The organism is Candidatus Neomarinimicrobiota bacterium (genome assembly GCA_041862535.1).
Classification (GTDB): domain Bacteria; phylum Fidelibacterota; class Marinisomatia; order SCGC-AAA003-L08; family TS1B11.
Genome location: JBGVTM010000260.1, coordinates 1 through 15,764 on the forward strand (window position 1 = coordinate 1; position 15,764 = coordinate 15,764).

Annotated in this window: 13 protein-coding genes and 1 other RNA gene; 7 read left to right on the forward strand and 7 right to left on the reverse strand. The window is 56.7% G+C overall.

Annotated elements, in window-relative coordinates:
* The first annotated feature begins 84 nt into the window (after window positions 1-84).
* The 6 genes from mnmA (at window position 85) to argS (ending at window position 5,081) form a co-directional block, all read left to right on the forward strand.
* Complete coding sequence (mnmA, locus tag ACETWG_09525) at window positions 85-1,179, forward strand: tRNA 2-thiouridine(34) synthase MnmA (protein ID MFB0516825.1); 1,095 nt, start codon at window positions 85-87, stop codon at window positions 1,177-1,179.
* The gene (locus tag ACETWG_09530) at window positions 1,176-1,916 is read left to right on the forward strand and encodes an NTP transferase domain-containing protein (protein MFB0516826.1); all 741 of its coding nucleotides are present in this window, start codon (window positions 1,176-1,178) and stop codon (window positions 1,914-1,916) included. The genes mnmA and ACETWG_09530 overlap by 4 nt, the downstream gene beginning before the upstream one ends.
* Window positions 1,897-2,415 (forward strand): hypothetical protein, encoded by a 519-nt coding sequence (locus ACETWG_09535; protein ID MFB0516827.1) that lies wholly within the window; start codon window positions 1,897-1,899, stop codon window positions 2,413-2,415. The genes ACETWG_09530 and ACETWG_09535 overlap by 20 nt, the downstream gene beginning before the upstream one ends.
* A 3-nt stretch (window positions 2,416-2,418) precedes the next feature.
* Window positions 2,419-3,024 (forward strand): LytR C-terminal domain-containing protein, encoded by a 606-nt coding sequence (locus tag ACETWG_09540; protein ID MFB0516828.1) that lies wholly within the window; start codon window positions 2,419-2,421, stop codon window positions 3,022-3,024.
* Window positions 3,025-3,141: 117 nt separating this feature from the next.
* Window positions 3,142-3,456, forward strand: a complete 315-nt coding sequence (gene rsfS, locus ACETWG_09545; protein MFB0516829.1) for a ribosome silencing factor — start codon at window positions 3,142-3,144, stop codon at window positions 3,454-3,456.
* The gene (gene argS / locus ACETWG_09550; GenBank protein MFB0516830.1) at window positions 3,453-5,081 is read left to right on the forward strand and encodes an arginine--tRNA ligase; all 1,629 of its coding nucleotides are present in this window, start codon (window positions 3,453-3,455) and stop codon (window positions 5,079-5,081) included. Before rsfS ends, argS begins: the two co-directional genes overlap by 4 nt.
* A gap of 173 nt (window positions 5,082-5,254) precedes the next feature.
* On the opposite strand, the gene ACETWG_09555 is transcribed toward argS, so the two are convergent.
* Window positions 5,255-5,950, reverse strand: a complete 696-nt coding sequence (locus tag ACETWG_09555; protein MFB0516831.1) for a DUF2461 domain-containing protein — start codon at window positions 5,948-5,950, stop codon at window positions 5,255-5,257.
* Window positions 5,951-6,051: 101 nt separating this feature from the next.
* Window positions 6,052-6,406, reverse strand: a transfer-messenger RNA (tmRNA) gene (gene ssrA / locus ACETWG_09560).
* Window positions 6,407-6,540: 134 nt separating this feature from the next.
* Here ssrA and ACETWG_09565 point away from each other — a divergent pair.
* On the forward strand, window positions 6,541-7,746 hold the full coding sequence (locus tag ACETWG_09565) for a M24 family metallopeptidase (protein MFB0516832.1): 1,206 nt from the start codon (window positions 6,541-6,543) through the stop codon (window positions 7,744-7,746).
* A gap of 110 nt (window positions 7,747-7,856) precedes the next feature.
* On the opposite strand, the gene ACETWG_09570 is transcribed toward ACETWG_09565, so the two are convergent.
* From ACETWG_09570 to ACETWG_09590, 5 genes are all read right to left on the reverse strand, one after another.
* A complete protein-coding gene (locus ACETWG_09570) occupies window positions 7,857-10,601 on the reverse strand; it encodes an RND family transporter (GenBank protein ID MFB0516833.1) in 2,745 nt (914 codons plus the stop codon).
* Between the two features lie 57 nt (window positions 10,602-10,658).
* Entirely contained in the window at window positions 10,659-11,831 is a 1,173-nt protein-coding gene (locus tag ACETWG_09575; GenBank protein MFB0516834.1) for a hypothetical protein, read from the reverse strand.
* 25 nt (window positions 11,832-11,856) lie between these two features.
* Window positions 11,857-12,630: an outer membrane lipoprotein-sorting protein gene (locus ACETWG_09580; GenBank protein ID MFB0516835.1), complete on the reverse strand. Its 774-nt coding sequence runs from the start codon at window positions 12,628-12,630 to the stop codon at window positions 11,857-11,859.
* Window positions 12,627-13,214 carry a TetR/AcrR family transcriptional regulator gene (locus ACETWG_09585; protein ID MFB0516836.1) on the reverse strand — a complete coding sequence of 196 codons (588 nt, stop codon included), beginning with the start codon at window positions 13,212-13,214 and terminating at the stop codon, window positions 12,627-12,629. Before ACETWG_09585 ends, ACETWG_09580 begins: the two co-directional genes overlap by 4 nt.
* Before the next feature lie 166 nt (window positions 13,215-13,380).
* The coding region (locus ACETWG_09590) for an MMPL family transporter (GenBank protein MFB0516837.1) at window positions 13,381-15,764 on the reverse strand (2,384 nt) is incomplete at its 5' end.

The window sequence follows — 15,764 nt, forward strand, 5'->3', positions numbered from 1 at the left end:
CTAATCCGCCGGCTGGCGGACTGATCGCTTGAAACTTGAAACTAGAAACTCGTAACTCTTAACCCGTAACTAGTAACTTAGAACATGCCAAAGCGCGTCCTGGTAGCCCTCTCCGGCGGGGTGGACAGCTCCGTCGCCCTGCTGAAAGTCCTGGAGGCATGCTACGAGGCCGTAGGCGTGACCATGCAGCTCTGGGCCTACCGGGATACCAACGGTAACCAACCTGCCGATAACCGCTGCTGCCCGGAGAAGGCCGTCAACGCCGCCCGGGAACTGTGCGCAAGCCTCGGTATGCCGCACCATCTGCTGGACTTCCAGGATGTTTTCCGCACCGCAGTGGTGGACGACTTCATTACTGAATACCTCCAAGGCCGCACCCCCAATCCGTGTGTACGCTGCAACCGCTACGTCAAGTGGGCGGCCCTCCTCGCCCAGGCGGATCAACTGGGCGCCGACCTGATCGCCACCGGCCACTACGCCCGCATCGAAACCGGCCCCGACGGCCAACCACAACTCCTCAAAGGAGTGGACAGCGCCAAGGAACAATCCTATTTCCTCTGGGGAATCCCCAGACAAGCCCTGGCCCGCACCCTGCTGCCCCTGGGCACCATGACCAAAGTCCAGGCCCGCCGCATCGCCCGCGATCACCGCCTGGCCACCGCTCAGGCCCCCGAAAGCCAGGAAATCTGCTTCCTGCCCGACAACGACTACCGCCGCTTCCTGCAGGAACAGGCTATGGACCAACTGGCCAAAGTGAGTGAAGGTGAAATCATGGACGAAGCCGGTCGGGTGCTGGGCCGACACCGCGGCTACGTCTACTACACTATCGGCCAGCGCCGCGGGCTGGGCATCGCCCACAAAGAACCCCTGTATGTGAAATCAATGGATCCCGCCACCAACCGCATCACCGTCGCCACCCGCCCGGCTCTTTTCCAGTCCGCCTGCGAGGTCGAACAGCTGAATTGGCTGGTGGATCCCCTGGCCACTCCCCGGCTGGTCCAGGCCCGCCTGCGCTACAACTCCCCCGCGGCCCCGGCCAAACTCACCCCCCAAGGCACTACCGCCCGACTGGTGTTCGATGAACCCCAACTGGCCATCACCCCCGGACAGTCGGCGGCCTTCTACGACGGAGAAATCCTCATAGGCGGCGGTATTATCAGCCGAGCACTCGACGCATGAACCCGTCCTGCAAGCTAGCCGCCGTCATTCTGGCCGCCGGTAAAGGTAAACGGATGAACTCGGACCTGCCGAAAGTCCTGCACGAGGTTGGCGGGCGGCCGATGATCCAATGGGTGGTGGCCACCGCCCAGGAGCTAGGGGCTGATCCCATCGTGCTGGTGGTGGGGCATGGATACCAGCAGGTTAAGGCGGCTCTGAAAGGCGCCAACGTATCCTATGCTATCCAGCATGAACAGCTGGGCACTGCCCACGCCGTGGAACAGACCCGCCCCATGCTGGCCGATTTCGAGGGAAGTATTGTGGTGCTCTCCGGCGACGTCCCCGGGGTCTCGCCCCGGACTATCCGCGATCTCTGCCAGCGGCATCAAGGCTCCAACGCCAAAGCCACCATGCTCACCGCCGAGCTCGACGATCCCACCGGCTATGGACGGGTCCTTAAAGACGGCGATGGTAACCTGCTGCGGGTAGTCGAAGAGAAAGATGCCACCGACGAGGAGCGCACCATTCAGGAAGTCAATGGCGGCATCTATGTCTTCGATACCCAGGCACTATTTGCCACCCTTCCCCGCGTCAAAAACCATAATAAACAAAATGAGTATTATCTGCCGGATGTTTTGTATATTCTCAAGGAACAAAACCAGATCGTTGCGGTTGAAAAAGCAAAAGATTTTAAAGAAATTCTGGGTGTTAATACCAGGGAAGCACTAAGGAAAGTTCATGCAGAGGTCTTCATTTAATCGCTGGCTGCTGGTTTACCCGGTGGTGCTGTGTCTTACCTCAAGCCTCTTTGGGCAACTCAAGTCCGACCTGCCTCAGACCACTTCGGCATCTCAGCTCAAATCTATCGCCAGCCCTTCGTGGCTTGATCCACAGCGCTTTAGCATGTCCCACAGCTTCTCCATCTCGCTCATGTCGGGTACCGGCCTGCCGTCAGGTACCTCCAGTCTGAGTGTCTATACTGACCAGATGCGGTACCTTATTACCAACAATCTTCTATTGAGCAGCCAGATTCATCTGGTCCAGCCCGGTATTATGAGTTCAACTATGCCCGCTGCGAATAACCTGCTGCTGTATTATCAAGCGGGTATGGACTGGTGGCTCTCGGATAAGTTTAATATCCATCTGGGGATTTCAAACCTACCCCCTCTGAGACGCTATTCCCCCTGGTATCGTCCCATGTATGTACCATTTCAAAGATACCAGGCACCGGATCACTCTGAGATAATGGACAACTAGGAGTTGGCCCCTACGCGACGCCAGCGGCGCCCCTCGACCAGCTCTCGCTATACCGCCTCCCACCTCCACCGATCCCGGAGCAAGCACAGGCTTGATTTCCAGCATTGGCTATTCAATCTAACCTTGATTGCCATGGGGCTGCTTGTGGTGGGATTCATCATCTCCGCCTTAACCACCCGCTCCGGAGTTGAAATCACGGTCACCGGTGATGACCTGGCCGACCACACCAGATTACTTACAGTTCCACCCGGCACGACGAGCAAAGGGAAGCCTGAATCGGAACTGGGCGACAACCGGATCGAAGTCGAGGTGCTAAATGGCTGCGGCAACCCGGGCCTGGCCAACAAATTTACCGACTACCTGCGGAACCACGGCTACGACGTGATCCGATTCACTAATGCCCAACGCTATGACTACCCCCGAACCCTGGTGGTCAATCGGGGGACAGACTTTACTCGGGCCAACCTTGTAGCCCACACCCTCGGCGTCGAATCCAACGCTGTGGAAAATATGCCTGATCCCTCCCTCCAACTTGACGTGACGATTATCCTCGGCCAGGACTATTCCACTTTAACCTCTTATCGGGAAATGATGTCATCCAGACGCTAACTACCACTTATACCTCCAGGCTCCATACTACCCCCCATCCTCATGCCAGCAAAGCGTGATCGCCGTCCGAATCGTGCGCTAACCCCCTCGGACTTGGCCTTTCGGTCAGCCGACTTAATGCTGGACAAAAAGGCCAAAGAAATTATCATTATGGACCTGAGAGAGCTCACCTCCGTTACCGATTTCTTCGTACTTTGCACGGGAGAATCGGATGTGCAAGTCAAGGCTATAGTGGACCATTTACATGAAACCCTTGACGCCGAAGATACGAAGCCTTCCCATATCGAAGGCTACGATCAACTGTCCTGGGTTCTGATTGATTATATCGATGTTGTAGCCCATATTTTCCTCCCCGAAGTGCGGGATTATTATGGCCTGGAGCGATTATGGGCGGACGCGAAAATCTCTGAAGTCAGCGATTCCGGCGCATGATTGAACAGTTGCGCACCCAGCTAGCCGCCGCCCTCAAAAACCTGGGGATGGAGCTCGATAACATCCAGCTCGATCGACCGAAACAATCCGCTTACGGTGATCTGGCCACCAACGCCCCACTTGTATATGCCAAGAAGGCTGGTAAAACACCACTCGCCGTCGCCAAAGAACTCAAGGCTCGCCTTTCGCTGGATACCGAAGTCGTCACTGGGGTCGAGGTAGCCCCACCTGGGTTTTTGAATTTCACCCTGGCGGATGACTACCTCCGCCGGCACCTCCGCATCATACTGCAGCAGGGACAGGATTACGGCAAGTCCGCCCTCGGCGCTGGGAAAAGGGCCCTGGTGGAATTTGTCAGCGCCAATCCTACTGGGCCCTTGACCGTGGGTCACGGCCGGGGCGCTATCCTGGGGGATATTGTGAGCAATATCCTGGCCTGGAACGGCTACCAGGTGGAACGAGAATACTACTACAACGATGCCGGGCGGCAGATGCGCCTGCTGGGTGAATCGGTGCTGGCTCGGTACAGAGAACTCCTGGGTATGGAGGCCAAATTCCCGGAAGAAGGGTATGAGGGCAATTATATTCGCGATATCGCTCAGTCCCTGGTGGAACGGGACCGGGATGCCCTGGCAGACGAAGATATATCCTCCTTCACTGGCATGGCCGAAGAGGCTATCTTCCAGGACATTAAAACTACTCTGAACCAACTGGGAGTGGTTTTTGACAATTACTTCAATGAGTACAGCCTCTATGAATCAGGGGCCTTGGACACAACCATTGCGGCCCTTGAAAGGAAAGGTTTCATCTATCGGAAAGAGGGCGCCACCTGGCTTAAAGCCACCGAACTGAGTCGCGACAGTGACCGCGTGCTCGTTAAAAGTACCGGCGAGCCCACTTACCGCCTCCCCGATATCGCCTATCACGCCGACAAGCTCGAACGGGGGTACGGCCTGATTGTGGACGTCTTCGGCGCCGATCACCAGGATACCTATCCCGACGTCCTGGCCGGAGTAAAGGGACTGGGATACAACACCGGCAATATCCGCGTCCTCATTCACCAATTCGTCACCCTCACGCAGGGGGGCCAACAGGTAAAGATGTCCACTCGCAAAGCCACCTTTGTCACCCTGGATGAACTGCTCGCCGAGGTGGGCCGGGACGTAGTGCGCTACTTCTTCATCATGCGCGGCATGGGGTCCCACCTCCAGTTCGACCTGGACCTGGCACGCAAATCTTCCGACGAGAACCCCGTCTACTACCTGCAGTACGCCCACGCCCGGATGGTGAACATCGGCAAACGGGCCGAGGCCTTCGGCTACGAGCTGGACCTGGAGCAGGCCCCGCTGGAGCTGTTGGCCCTCCCCGAGGCCCGGACGTTGATGGTCCTGCTATGGTGGTTCCCGGAGGTGATCCGGCAGGTGTATGAATCGCTGGAACCGCAGATGGTGGCCAACTTCCTCCAGGAACTGGCAACAGCCTACCACCGCTACTATACCGTGGCCCGGGTGGTCACCGATGACAAGGAGCTCAGCGCCGCCCGCCTGGTGATCACCGAGGCCTGCCGTCAAACCCTCGCCAACGGTCTGGCCATCCTGGGCGTTACGGCCCCGGAACGGATGTAACGAATCCCTCTGCCGCATCTTCCTCCCCTTGGGCTCCCAGGTATCGGATTCGGTAGTCCCGTGCACTAAACACAGAGACCAAAAGAATAATCCCTAAGAGAGGCCCTTATCCGTAGCGGCTGAGATAGGCTAATCAGCCGGACATTACACTATCGCTATCCGGTGTGATCCTGTCACCAGTCAAGTTCTAGCGCCGCAGCCAGGAACGCCATCAGCGGCGACATGGCCTGATAGACACCCGTGACGTAGTCGATAAAACCGGGTGAAGTGACCTGTTTAATAGTGGGGCTGGTGCCCACCACGAGGCTCTTAAGGCGTAAGTCGTCGGCGAAGGGGTGATCGGGATCGAAGTCCCGGGGGACCCGCTTCAGCTGCTCTCCGTCCAGGCTAACGAAGCGCTCCCGGAAGCCGGGATCGTTCACCACCCGGCCCCATGCTTCCCGGTGGCTGTCAATCCGCTGACGAATGAGATTGAGGATCGGTGTCGGTGGCAGCCAGATCCCACCGCCGACCACGTTCTCTTCGGGGTCCAGATGCAGATAAAAGCCGATGGTATGGACTCCCTCGCCAACGCTGTGCCGGAAATGGCAGGCGGCATGGGTCTTATAGGGTGATTTGTCCCTGGAAAAGCGGGTATCCCGGTAGATGCGGAACATGGAACCGCCGACAGGTCGAGGGTCCGCAGTGATGTACTTCGATATTTTAGATAACGGCTCCTGCATCATCACGATGAAATCCAGCATAGGATTACGTACATCGGTGATGTAGCGCTCCTTGTTAGCGTTGAACCACTGGCGGTTGTTGTTCGCGCTTAGTTCCCGCAGGAATGAATATAATCTGGGCGTGAAGGGCGATTTCGTATCCGTCACCGTCGCATTCCTCTTGATCCCCTTCCTTTTATACGAGGATAGTGTACAGCTTATCCGGGAATAAACGGAATGCAAAAACGCCCCGCTGTCGGGGCGTTTACTGGTGGAGGCGGGGGGAGTCGAACCCCCGTCCGAAAAGGGGACCCAAATGGTCTCTACGTGCGTAGACCGTTGGCAATTCTCGCCGCTGCCTGGTCAACGGTCAACCGCGGAAGCGGCCAGCCTGATTTTTCTTACCCCGGCCCCTCAGGCAAAGGTCAGGGCCAGTCTGCAAAAACGACGCTGACACCTGAGAAGGCAGACACTTCTCAGGGCAACGGGCTAACGCTGTTTAGGCGTATGCCATGCCGTAGTTATCGGCATTTATGGTGTTGACCGGATGGTTTACGAGGTTACCGGACCTCCTCGGCACGCTGCCACTTGCACCCTCCAATCCGTCGATACCGTTTCGCCCCCATGTCAAAAAACATCGCCAAGCTCACCAACAGAGGTGACTTTGCTCTATGGATAATATAATTTGGCTACACGCTAATCCCAAGATTTACAGTAATTCACTCAACCCATATCGGAAATAGCTGCAGGACCTTTAAATGAGCAAGATCACCTCAGAAACGCTGCCTCAATTCCAAAAGTTCCTCTCAGAGCGCGGTCTGGATGCCTGGCTGCTGTACGATTTCCATGACCTCAATCCCTTCGCCCGCCAGTTCCTGCCCCTGGAGGAAGGCGTTTTCACCCGCCGCTGGTGTTATCTCCTGCCGGCCCGGGGCACACCCACGGTGCTGGTCCACCGGATAGAAGAGAACTACTTCGAGGGTCTGACGGGAAACCTCGTCCTCTACAGCGGCTGGCAGGAATTCGAGAATGTGGTCGCGGAACTCCTTGCCGGTCATCGGCGGGTGGCCATGGAATACTCGCCCGGGTGCGCCCTGCCATACGTGAGCAAAATCGATGCCGGAACAATGGAGCTGATCCGCCGCACGGGTGTAGAGGTGCTGTCATCCGGTGACATCATCCAGTATTTCCATTCCCGCTGGACTGCTCAGGGATATGCCCGCCACAAGGCCACAGTACCGATCATGCACCGGATCCGGGAGCAGGCGTTTGCAGCGATCGCGGAAGCCGTCAGGCCGGGGCGTTCGATCAACGAATATACCATCCAGCAACAGATAGCGGCCGAATTCGCCAACACTGGCCTTATCAGCGACGCTCCCCCCATTGTGGCCGTCGATGCCCATGCCGCCATGCCCCACTACGCTCCCACCGAAAACAGCCATGCCCCCATCGAAAAAAGCAACCTGGTGCTCATCGATATGTGGGCCAAGCAGGCTGATGATCCCGAAGCTACCTACGTCGACATCACCTGGACCGGTTACGCGGGTAAGAATGTGCCGGATCAAATCGCCCGCATCTTCGATATTGTGAAACGAGCCCGCGATACCGCCGTCAGTTTCATCGCCGAGCGCCTGACGTCCGGCCAGCCCGTGGCGGGCATGGAGGTCGACCAGGCCTGCCGCCGCGTTATCACCGAGGCGGGCTATGGTCCCTACTTCACCCACCGCACCGGCCACAGCATCGACACCGAAGTGCACGGAGCGGGGGTTAATATTGACGCCCTGGAGATGCGGGACGACCGGCAGCTTATCCCTGGGGTTGGGTTCAGCATCGAGCCGGGTATCTACCTGCCCGGTGAGTTTGGTATCCGCAGTGAAATTGATGCCTACATCAATGAGTCCGGGGTGGAGGTAACCACCGCCCCGTCACAGGAGGAAGTGCTGCCGCTACTTGCGCTATTCTAGCGGCTGTGGGTTCCTTAACCCCTCAGGATGGGCCATAGCTGCATCCCAAGGTCGGTCCAGAGATGGGCTCTTACCTCCCATTTCCCGCACAATAATACCTATGCACCACCTCATTCCTGGGCCCATTTTCTTTCAACCCACCCGATGATCCCTGGAAGAATAATCACCGTCGTAAGGAAGCAGGCCCCGACACCGAGAAACAGCGCGATACCCAGACTGCCGTAGCCCCGCCAGATGGAGAACACCATTGAACCGAAAGCCAGCATGGTTGTCAATGAGGTCAGCAGGATGGCTTTGCCTGTACTGGAGAAGACCGTACTCACCGAACCAGGCCCTTCCCGCCGCCAGCGGTGCACGATGTGCACCCCATCGTCGATACCGATCCCCAGGATCAGCGGCAGCGCCATCACGTTCATCACGTCCAGCTGCCGGCCCACCAGGTGCATCAGGCCTACCATCCAGGCCATACCCGCTACCAACGGGATCATGGCCATCAAGGCCAGCCCCGGCTTGCGGAAGTCCACCATTAGCAGTACGAATACCACTACTATGGTAAGTAGAGCCGCGTTGCGCCCGTCACGACCAATGATGTCGAGCAATGCCCGGAACACCGGCGGGAAACCCGTGGCTCGCTCACTCATCGCTTCCAGGTCATCGGTGAAACGCGTCAGAAAGCGGGCATCCTGCCAGAGATTGTCCCCGGGCAGTACCGTCACCAGGAACAGGCTTCGGTCCTCGTTGGCGTAGCGGTCCAGGATCGACTCGGGCAACTCCTCCAGACGGACGGGATCCGTGTTGGCCATGCCCAGTACCCGCTCCTTGAAGGTGTCGAAATAGGCTTTCTGGAAAGCATTAGCTCGTGCTATCAGTTCCTGTTGCGGATGATCCAGGATTCCCTTCAGCCGGGTGAAAATGGTCTCCGCCGATGGTAGATCCGGGTCGCCCGCCAGTTCCCGGCTCTTCCGGTCTACCTTGTCCTGCCCACCGATGAAGGACATCACCTGCAGCTCCATCACGTTCATCTCCAGCCGCTCGATCTCGTCGCTCAATGCTCCGATGTCACCGCTGGTGGCCAGTGGCTGGTACACCGCCTGGGCCATCAGGCGACGGATGTTGTTGATGTGCGGCCAGCGCTCGCGCTGCTCAGATGTCGAAGGCAGGTATAGTGAGATGTCCTCCACCATCGCCACCGATGCGTATTCCTTGGCCTTTGCCGCCAGGTCCCGCGATTCATCGGCACTCTCCGCCACCAGGTAGGCGAAATCCATGCTCAGGTCGAACTTGTCCAGCACCGTATCCTGCAGTGTGATGCTGGGAATACCTTCCGCTTCGATGTCCATGTAATTGTGATTGAAAGTGATCCTTGTCGCCGACCAGAATAGCAAGGCGGTCAACACCACAGCTCCCCCCAGCGCAAAGATATAGCGTTCCTTCAGCACCTCGCCGACCTGGCCCAGAAAGATAAATGAAATGTCCTTGGCCTTGGGTTGGACTGCAACTCCCCTCGTCGTTAGCCGCCGCTCCCTGCGCCGCTCTCGGATCACCAGCATGGAGGGCAGCACCGTGAAAGTGGCAATCATCACCGCTATTAAACCGATGCCCATCACCAGTCCCATCTCGCTCAGGGCCCGGGAATCACCGATCATTAGCGCTAGAAAGGCACAGGCGGTGGTCAGGGCACCGGTGAAGACGCCCTTGCCCGATTTCAGCATCCCTTCCCGCATGGATTCATCCAGCGGCTTGCCCAGAGCCCGCATCTCCGTGAAGCTGGAAATGATATGGATGGAGAAATCGATACCGAGCCCCAGGAGCACTACGATAAATATGGCCGTCATAATATTCATCACCGGCACCATCAGCGCCGATATACCGGCGGCCCATATCAATCCCACAATCAGGTTCACCAGCGCCAGCAGCGGCGCCACCCACATGCGTAGGGAGACGAAAAGCAATGCTCCGATGCCCACCAGGGCCAGCAACGTGGTAAGCCCCAGGCCTTCCATGGAGTACACCATCTCGTCCCGGCCTAACGGTATTGCACCGGTCAATCCGGCCTGCACGTCAGGAAAGTCCTCCAGCGTTCTGTCCACCAGCGCCTGGATGGCGTCGGTACCATCAACCATCAGGTTCACGTCCATCATGCTGAAAGTGGGAATGACGTTCAGGATCAGGGCCTGGCGATCGTAAGAAATAAAATACGGATCGCCCGTGAGGAGCTTGTCCACCGCTGCCTCAGATTCGGCAGCTGCCACGGCTTCACCTTCCAGATACCGCTCCAGGATTCCCAGCCAGCCCTCGATACCGTCCAGGAACATGTAGGCCTCATCCTCCTGCTCCCGGGTGCTCAGCGACTCATCAGCTTCAATATATTCCTTCTCAAAGCTGTCGTTGATATTGGTGAGCAGGGGCACCAGGTTGGGGTCCTCGAAGATATCTTGCATGTTCTCCAGATCCGAGGCCTTCATCAACATGAAACCGTGGTCCTGGATAAAGTCCAGCTCCTGCTTGTAATCCACCCGGCGGGCATAGAGCTTGGTCTCGCCTTCTTCACCCCCCGGCACAGACAGCGGCTCGAGCAGCTTCGGCGCCAGGGCGTCAGCGAATTGCTTGATCCGCTGTTCTTCCCCCTGCACTACCACCACTACACTGGAGGCGCTGAGGAACTCCTCCAGGATGCGGTCAAACTCAATGGTCCGTTTGTCACCCTTCGGCAGCATATCCGACCATTTCGGACTCATCTCGATGTGCTCCGCCATGATCCCCAGGATGATGGTAACGAAGATGCTGCCGATCACCATCCAACGGGTCCGGTTCACCGCCCAGTCGGCTAACTTGATCAAAATCCGGTCTCTCACGGGTTGGCCCCTTGATGCATACTGTCGTTACATTGGTCTCGCATCACTCGCAGAGAATTAAAAGTACGCCCTCAACCGCAGCCTCCAGGCCCAGTCCTGCAGGCCGAATTCGGTGTCCGCATCACCCACAGCAAAACTCCCGAACAGGCTCACGTTCACGTTCTCGAAGGCGTTCCAGTTTAGCAGGGGATTGACGGCAAAACTCTCGTCGTTCAGGTTGGCAATGCCGAACAGGCCCACCGACAGCACGTCACTGATCGGGTGATTGGCCATCAGGAAGACATAGTCCTGCATCAGGCTGTGGCTTCGTCCATCCAAATATTGCTCGTAATCGAAAAAGGCCAGGTTACTCGTATCAGCCCCGGCACTGTTGTGGAAGTACTCCACCATCATGTAGGTCTGAAAGTCGAATGTGTGATCAATACCTAGCAGGTATTCGCCGAAATTCATGTTACCAGGGCTGTCCCCCATGTGCCACAGGCCTTCACCCCATAGACCCAACTCCCAGATCTGGCCTACGATCGAGCCACCCAGCTTCCTGTAAGTCATGAGCGTATCCGTGTATGTTTTCAGGCGCCAGTATGGATATGGCCGGGTGTATTCAGTGTAGGTACCCGTGAAGTCGAAGCTCCCCAGACCGGCCTTGGCCTGCACCATCTTGGCCGATGCTTCCCATGATTCCTCCGGTGCCAGGATGAGGTCTAGACCCACTCGGTCACCCAGGGGGACTTCCGCTCGCATGGCTGTGATCCCGGTCTGCTCATAGGTAGGGTCCATCAGGTCCTTGACATTGAAAATGTCGGTCGGATTCCACGCATAACCCGTTCCCAGCGAGATCTGCTGTTTACCCACCGTCAGGTCAAAATGCTGGAAGCGGGCTTTCAGAAAAACATTGTCCAGGTACAACGTATCTGTCAGCGGAAAGATCATCGTGGTGTCCCCTAAGATCGGTTTCCAGAGCTCCTCAGGAAGGAAGTCGAGGACATTCCACTGCGTTTTGCCGTGGAAGCGCCGGATGTTCAGGTTGGCGCCCAGGGTCACCGCCTCGCTGGGATGGGCCAGCAGGTCCAGCCGCAATTTATTATACCCGAAGTAGTATTCCTGGCCACTGATCCGGGCTCCGTCCATTTCACCCTCGTAATAACCAAAAAACTCGGGCTGGCCAAATAGTGCCGTGGGAGTCAATACGGCTATAGCCACAATAAACGATCGATATGCTTTTATGCTCATATAACAATCCCGAAGTAACGCTGCCTCATTTCTTCAAATTCCGCTCACTGAAGAATCCCGCCGGTGGCTCCCAGCTGTAACTCACTGAGATTATCTCCATGCTGGTCTCCGTGGCCTCCTGGTGGTTGCGCATGATCATGCGCGTAGCTGTGGGGTAGCCGTCTACCTCCTGGATGTCGTACATGTACAGCGACTTGAGTAATTCATCCTCTTCGTAGTAGTCGATCCGCAGAGGATGATAGTTGTCCTGCTGGACCCAGATCATGATTTGGGAATACGAAGGCTCTTCCTCAGGAACCGCCGTGCATTGCAGTTTCCAGCACTTCTGTCCTTCGTATTTCTCTTCACCGAGATTGACCGGGTTATATTCCTTCTTCCACGAATCACCCGATCCCATGTCCTCATAGGTGAAGTCGCTGCCCTGAACCTTCTGCTTCTTGGCGTGGGAGGCCAGTTTGCGCACCCGGTTGGTACGGGGGAAGTAGGTCCAGATGTCGTCAGCATTGTTCAGCATCAGGAAGGCCTGGCCCCGCACCGAGGCCGGCTTCTGGTAACGCATAAGGGACTTTTCCCCCTTGTTGGCCGAGAAAGACTCCAACTCGAAGGTCCGCTTCTGCCCGGTGGAGGTTGTGATGGTCTGGCGCATGATTCCGCTGCTGTTGACCGGTGTGAGCACCTCGGTCATGTGATCAAGAACCTCCATCCCCGTGGGGATGTCATCCTGGGCTCGAACTGTCCCTGTCCAGAGAACTCCCAGTCCTAGGGTGATGGCTATACCTGAAACAGCTGTCTTTCTCATGGTACAATTCCCTTCATGAATGATCGGATGGCTTCTTCCTTCAATTTTTCGAACCGATCCTTCTCTGGAAACAGGATGTACTGCCACATCAGTCCATCCCCGAAGGCCAGCAGTAGCGAGGCCACGCCGTCTAGGTTCATCGACCTGAACTCGCCGGCCTCTATCCCCTCTTTAAGAATGGCCTTGACCTTCGAGTGCAGCTGGCTGTACATCGCTACCAGCTCGAATCCCCCACCATGCCACTGACCACGGGCACCCTGAGCCCAGATCTCCGTCATCAGGATAATCGCATCGTCAAAATCGGGGATCAAAGTCATGTCGATCAACTCGTGCAGACAGCGCTCCAGCTTGGCCCGCGGTGAGTCTTTTGTTTGCAGGACCGTGTCGAACATCGCGTTCACCTGCTGGATCACACCTTCCACGATGGCGTCAAATAGTTCTTCCTTGCTCCGAAAATACTCGTAGACCGTTCCCTTGCCAACACCTGCTTCCTTGGCGATATCGTCAATACGTCCTTTACTTAATCCTTCGTGGGCGAAGACTTTGATAGCGGCCTGGATGATCGGTTCGCGTTTACCCTTCATGGCTCAGCTTAATGAAATCGACTGACCAGTCAGTCAAGAACTTAAACCAGCCTCAAACCGAAATCAAGACCCACTCTTTAATATCTACCAACCCGTGTCCCAGGGCTGGCGCCGGCGCAAATTGAATTGTTGCTGGCATCTCCGCTTACCTTGACCATAGGATATCTCAATGTGATTCTTCATTGGCAGATGCTGCGCTTTTTTCTGGAGAAACATTGGCACGCTTATGGTTCAAGTAGCCTGCCAACCCGGCCAGCGGCGGGATGATCAGGACGGTCGCCACGAAACAGGCACCCACGCCGATAAACAATGCGATGCCGAGGGAACCTAAACTCCGCATCCTGGCAAAGCCCAGGGACCCGAAGCCCAGCATCGTGGTCAGAGAAGTCAGCAGAATCGCCCGGCCGGTAGAGGAAAACACCACCCTGTGGGCCCCGTTACCTTCGATCTGATAACGGTGAACAATGTGGACACCATCGTCCACGCCGATGCCGATGATCATGGGGATGGCCATAATATTCATGAAAGTGATCATCAGTCCGGCCAGTTCCATGGTACCTATCATCAGGATCACACCCAGCACCAGCGGTACGATCGCCAGCAGGGCCTTCTTCACACTGCGGAAATCCAATAGCAGGAGCAGAAAGATTACCACGATCGCCAGTTGGATGGCCAGCTTGCCATCCTTTTTGATGGCTTCAATGAAAGCATACACCAATGGCGGCATGCCCGTGGCCCGGGGACTGATCTCCGTCATCTCTTGGTGGAACCGTCGCAGAAACTGAAGCTCCCAGACATTCTGCTTGGGATAAACGTAGACCAGGAAATTTTCGCCGGATTTCCCGACGAACTGCATCCGGAACTCTAGAGGCAGGTCTTCCAACTGGATCGCTTCGGTGTTGGCCATCTGCAGAACGCCCGCCCGATACGTTTCGCCGAAGTCACGATGAAACTGACGGAGATCACTCAGTGATCCATTACCGTCAGTTTCCAACTGCTCACGGGCGACACTCAGTGTACCCCGGTCGAGGTCCGCCATGACCGGACGCAACCGCTCATGCAGCCGGGCAATAGTAGGATCGTCTTCCCCGGGAAGGGTTCCCACCAACAGCGCCGCCTTGAGATAGACCTTATCCTGACCACCCAGCACCGCCATGGACTGGATCTCCATCACGTTGGCTTCCAGACGGTCAATCTCCTCCTGCAACCGCCCCAGGTCATGTTCCGTGAACCTTGATCGCAGGGCGGTGCTTTCCATCGCTCGATGGATCTCAGATATCAGGGCTTTGCGCTTTTCCTGCTCGCCGGGCGGGGGCAGCAGATCGGTGATTGACTCCACAGTCCCGGCGATCGACTGGTCTCTGGCAGCCTCCGTAAGTAGGCGGGCCTCCTCCAGCGACCGGGCGGTGATCATCGCTGGCTCAATATCCATGTCGTATTCCGCCAGCAGGCGATCAATCAACTCGACGGACTTCAGACCCTTCGGCTCCAGGTTCAGCATGTTGTAATCCCATTCCAGCCGGCTGGCACGATAACCGAAATAGCCCACCACGATCACCACCGCCACCAGGGAAAACGCCCAGCGACGGGACAGGCCCTGAGCCATGTTCCCTAAAAAGCCATAGGAAATATCCCGGACAGGTTTCGTCCTCGCCTCCTTTCGGAAACGCTCACTGATCCGTTCCCTCAAGACCACCAGGGTGGGCAGTACGATTAGTGTCGCAATCATAATCATAATGATACCGACACCCAGTACCCAGCCGAATTCCCGCATGCCGTCGGTATCTGCCACCAGCAGGGTCAGAAACGCTATGGCCGTTGTGGTGGCACCCGTAATGATCCCGGCGCCCGACTTTCTCAGGGCCGCCTGCACGGACGTCAGTACATCCCCCCCACGAGCGCGCGTCTCGGTGTAGACGGAAATAATATGGATAGAAAAGTCAATGCCCATACCAATCAGAATCACGCCGATCATTGCCGTGAATAACGTGAGTCTGCCAACTAGCAGCCAGACCAGTCCCAGTGTCCATAATATGCCTATGATCAGGGTCACGATTGCTAACACCGGACTCACAACCATCCGGAAAGCCAGGATGAATAGAATTAGAATTCCGATCAGCGCCAGAATGGTGATTATGAAAGAATCACTCTGCACTGCTAACATCTCGTCACGCTGGATGGGAACGGCGCCGGTGAGTCCTACTTTGACACCCTGCTTATCGGCGGCCTTGTCGACTATCTCCTGGATCGCGTTCGTACTGGCTATATCCGCATCGATATCCATCACGTTGAAAGTGGGTAGAATCTGGAGGATGAGCACGCGCCGATTCCAGTTCTGAAGGTATTCCTCCCCGAAGAGAATAGCATCACTGGCAGCCTGGCCGGCACCTTCCACCCGGCCACCCAGCACCCCGGTAAACTCTTCCACCCAGCTCTGGATACCGTCCAGGAAACGCACCGCACCCTGTTCCTGCTCCAGGCTGGATATCTTCTCTTCGCTCTGGATATATTCCTTCTCGAAACTGTCATTCAGGTTGGTGAGAAAGCCCA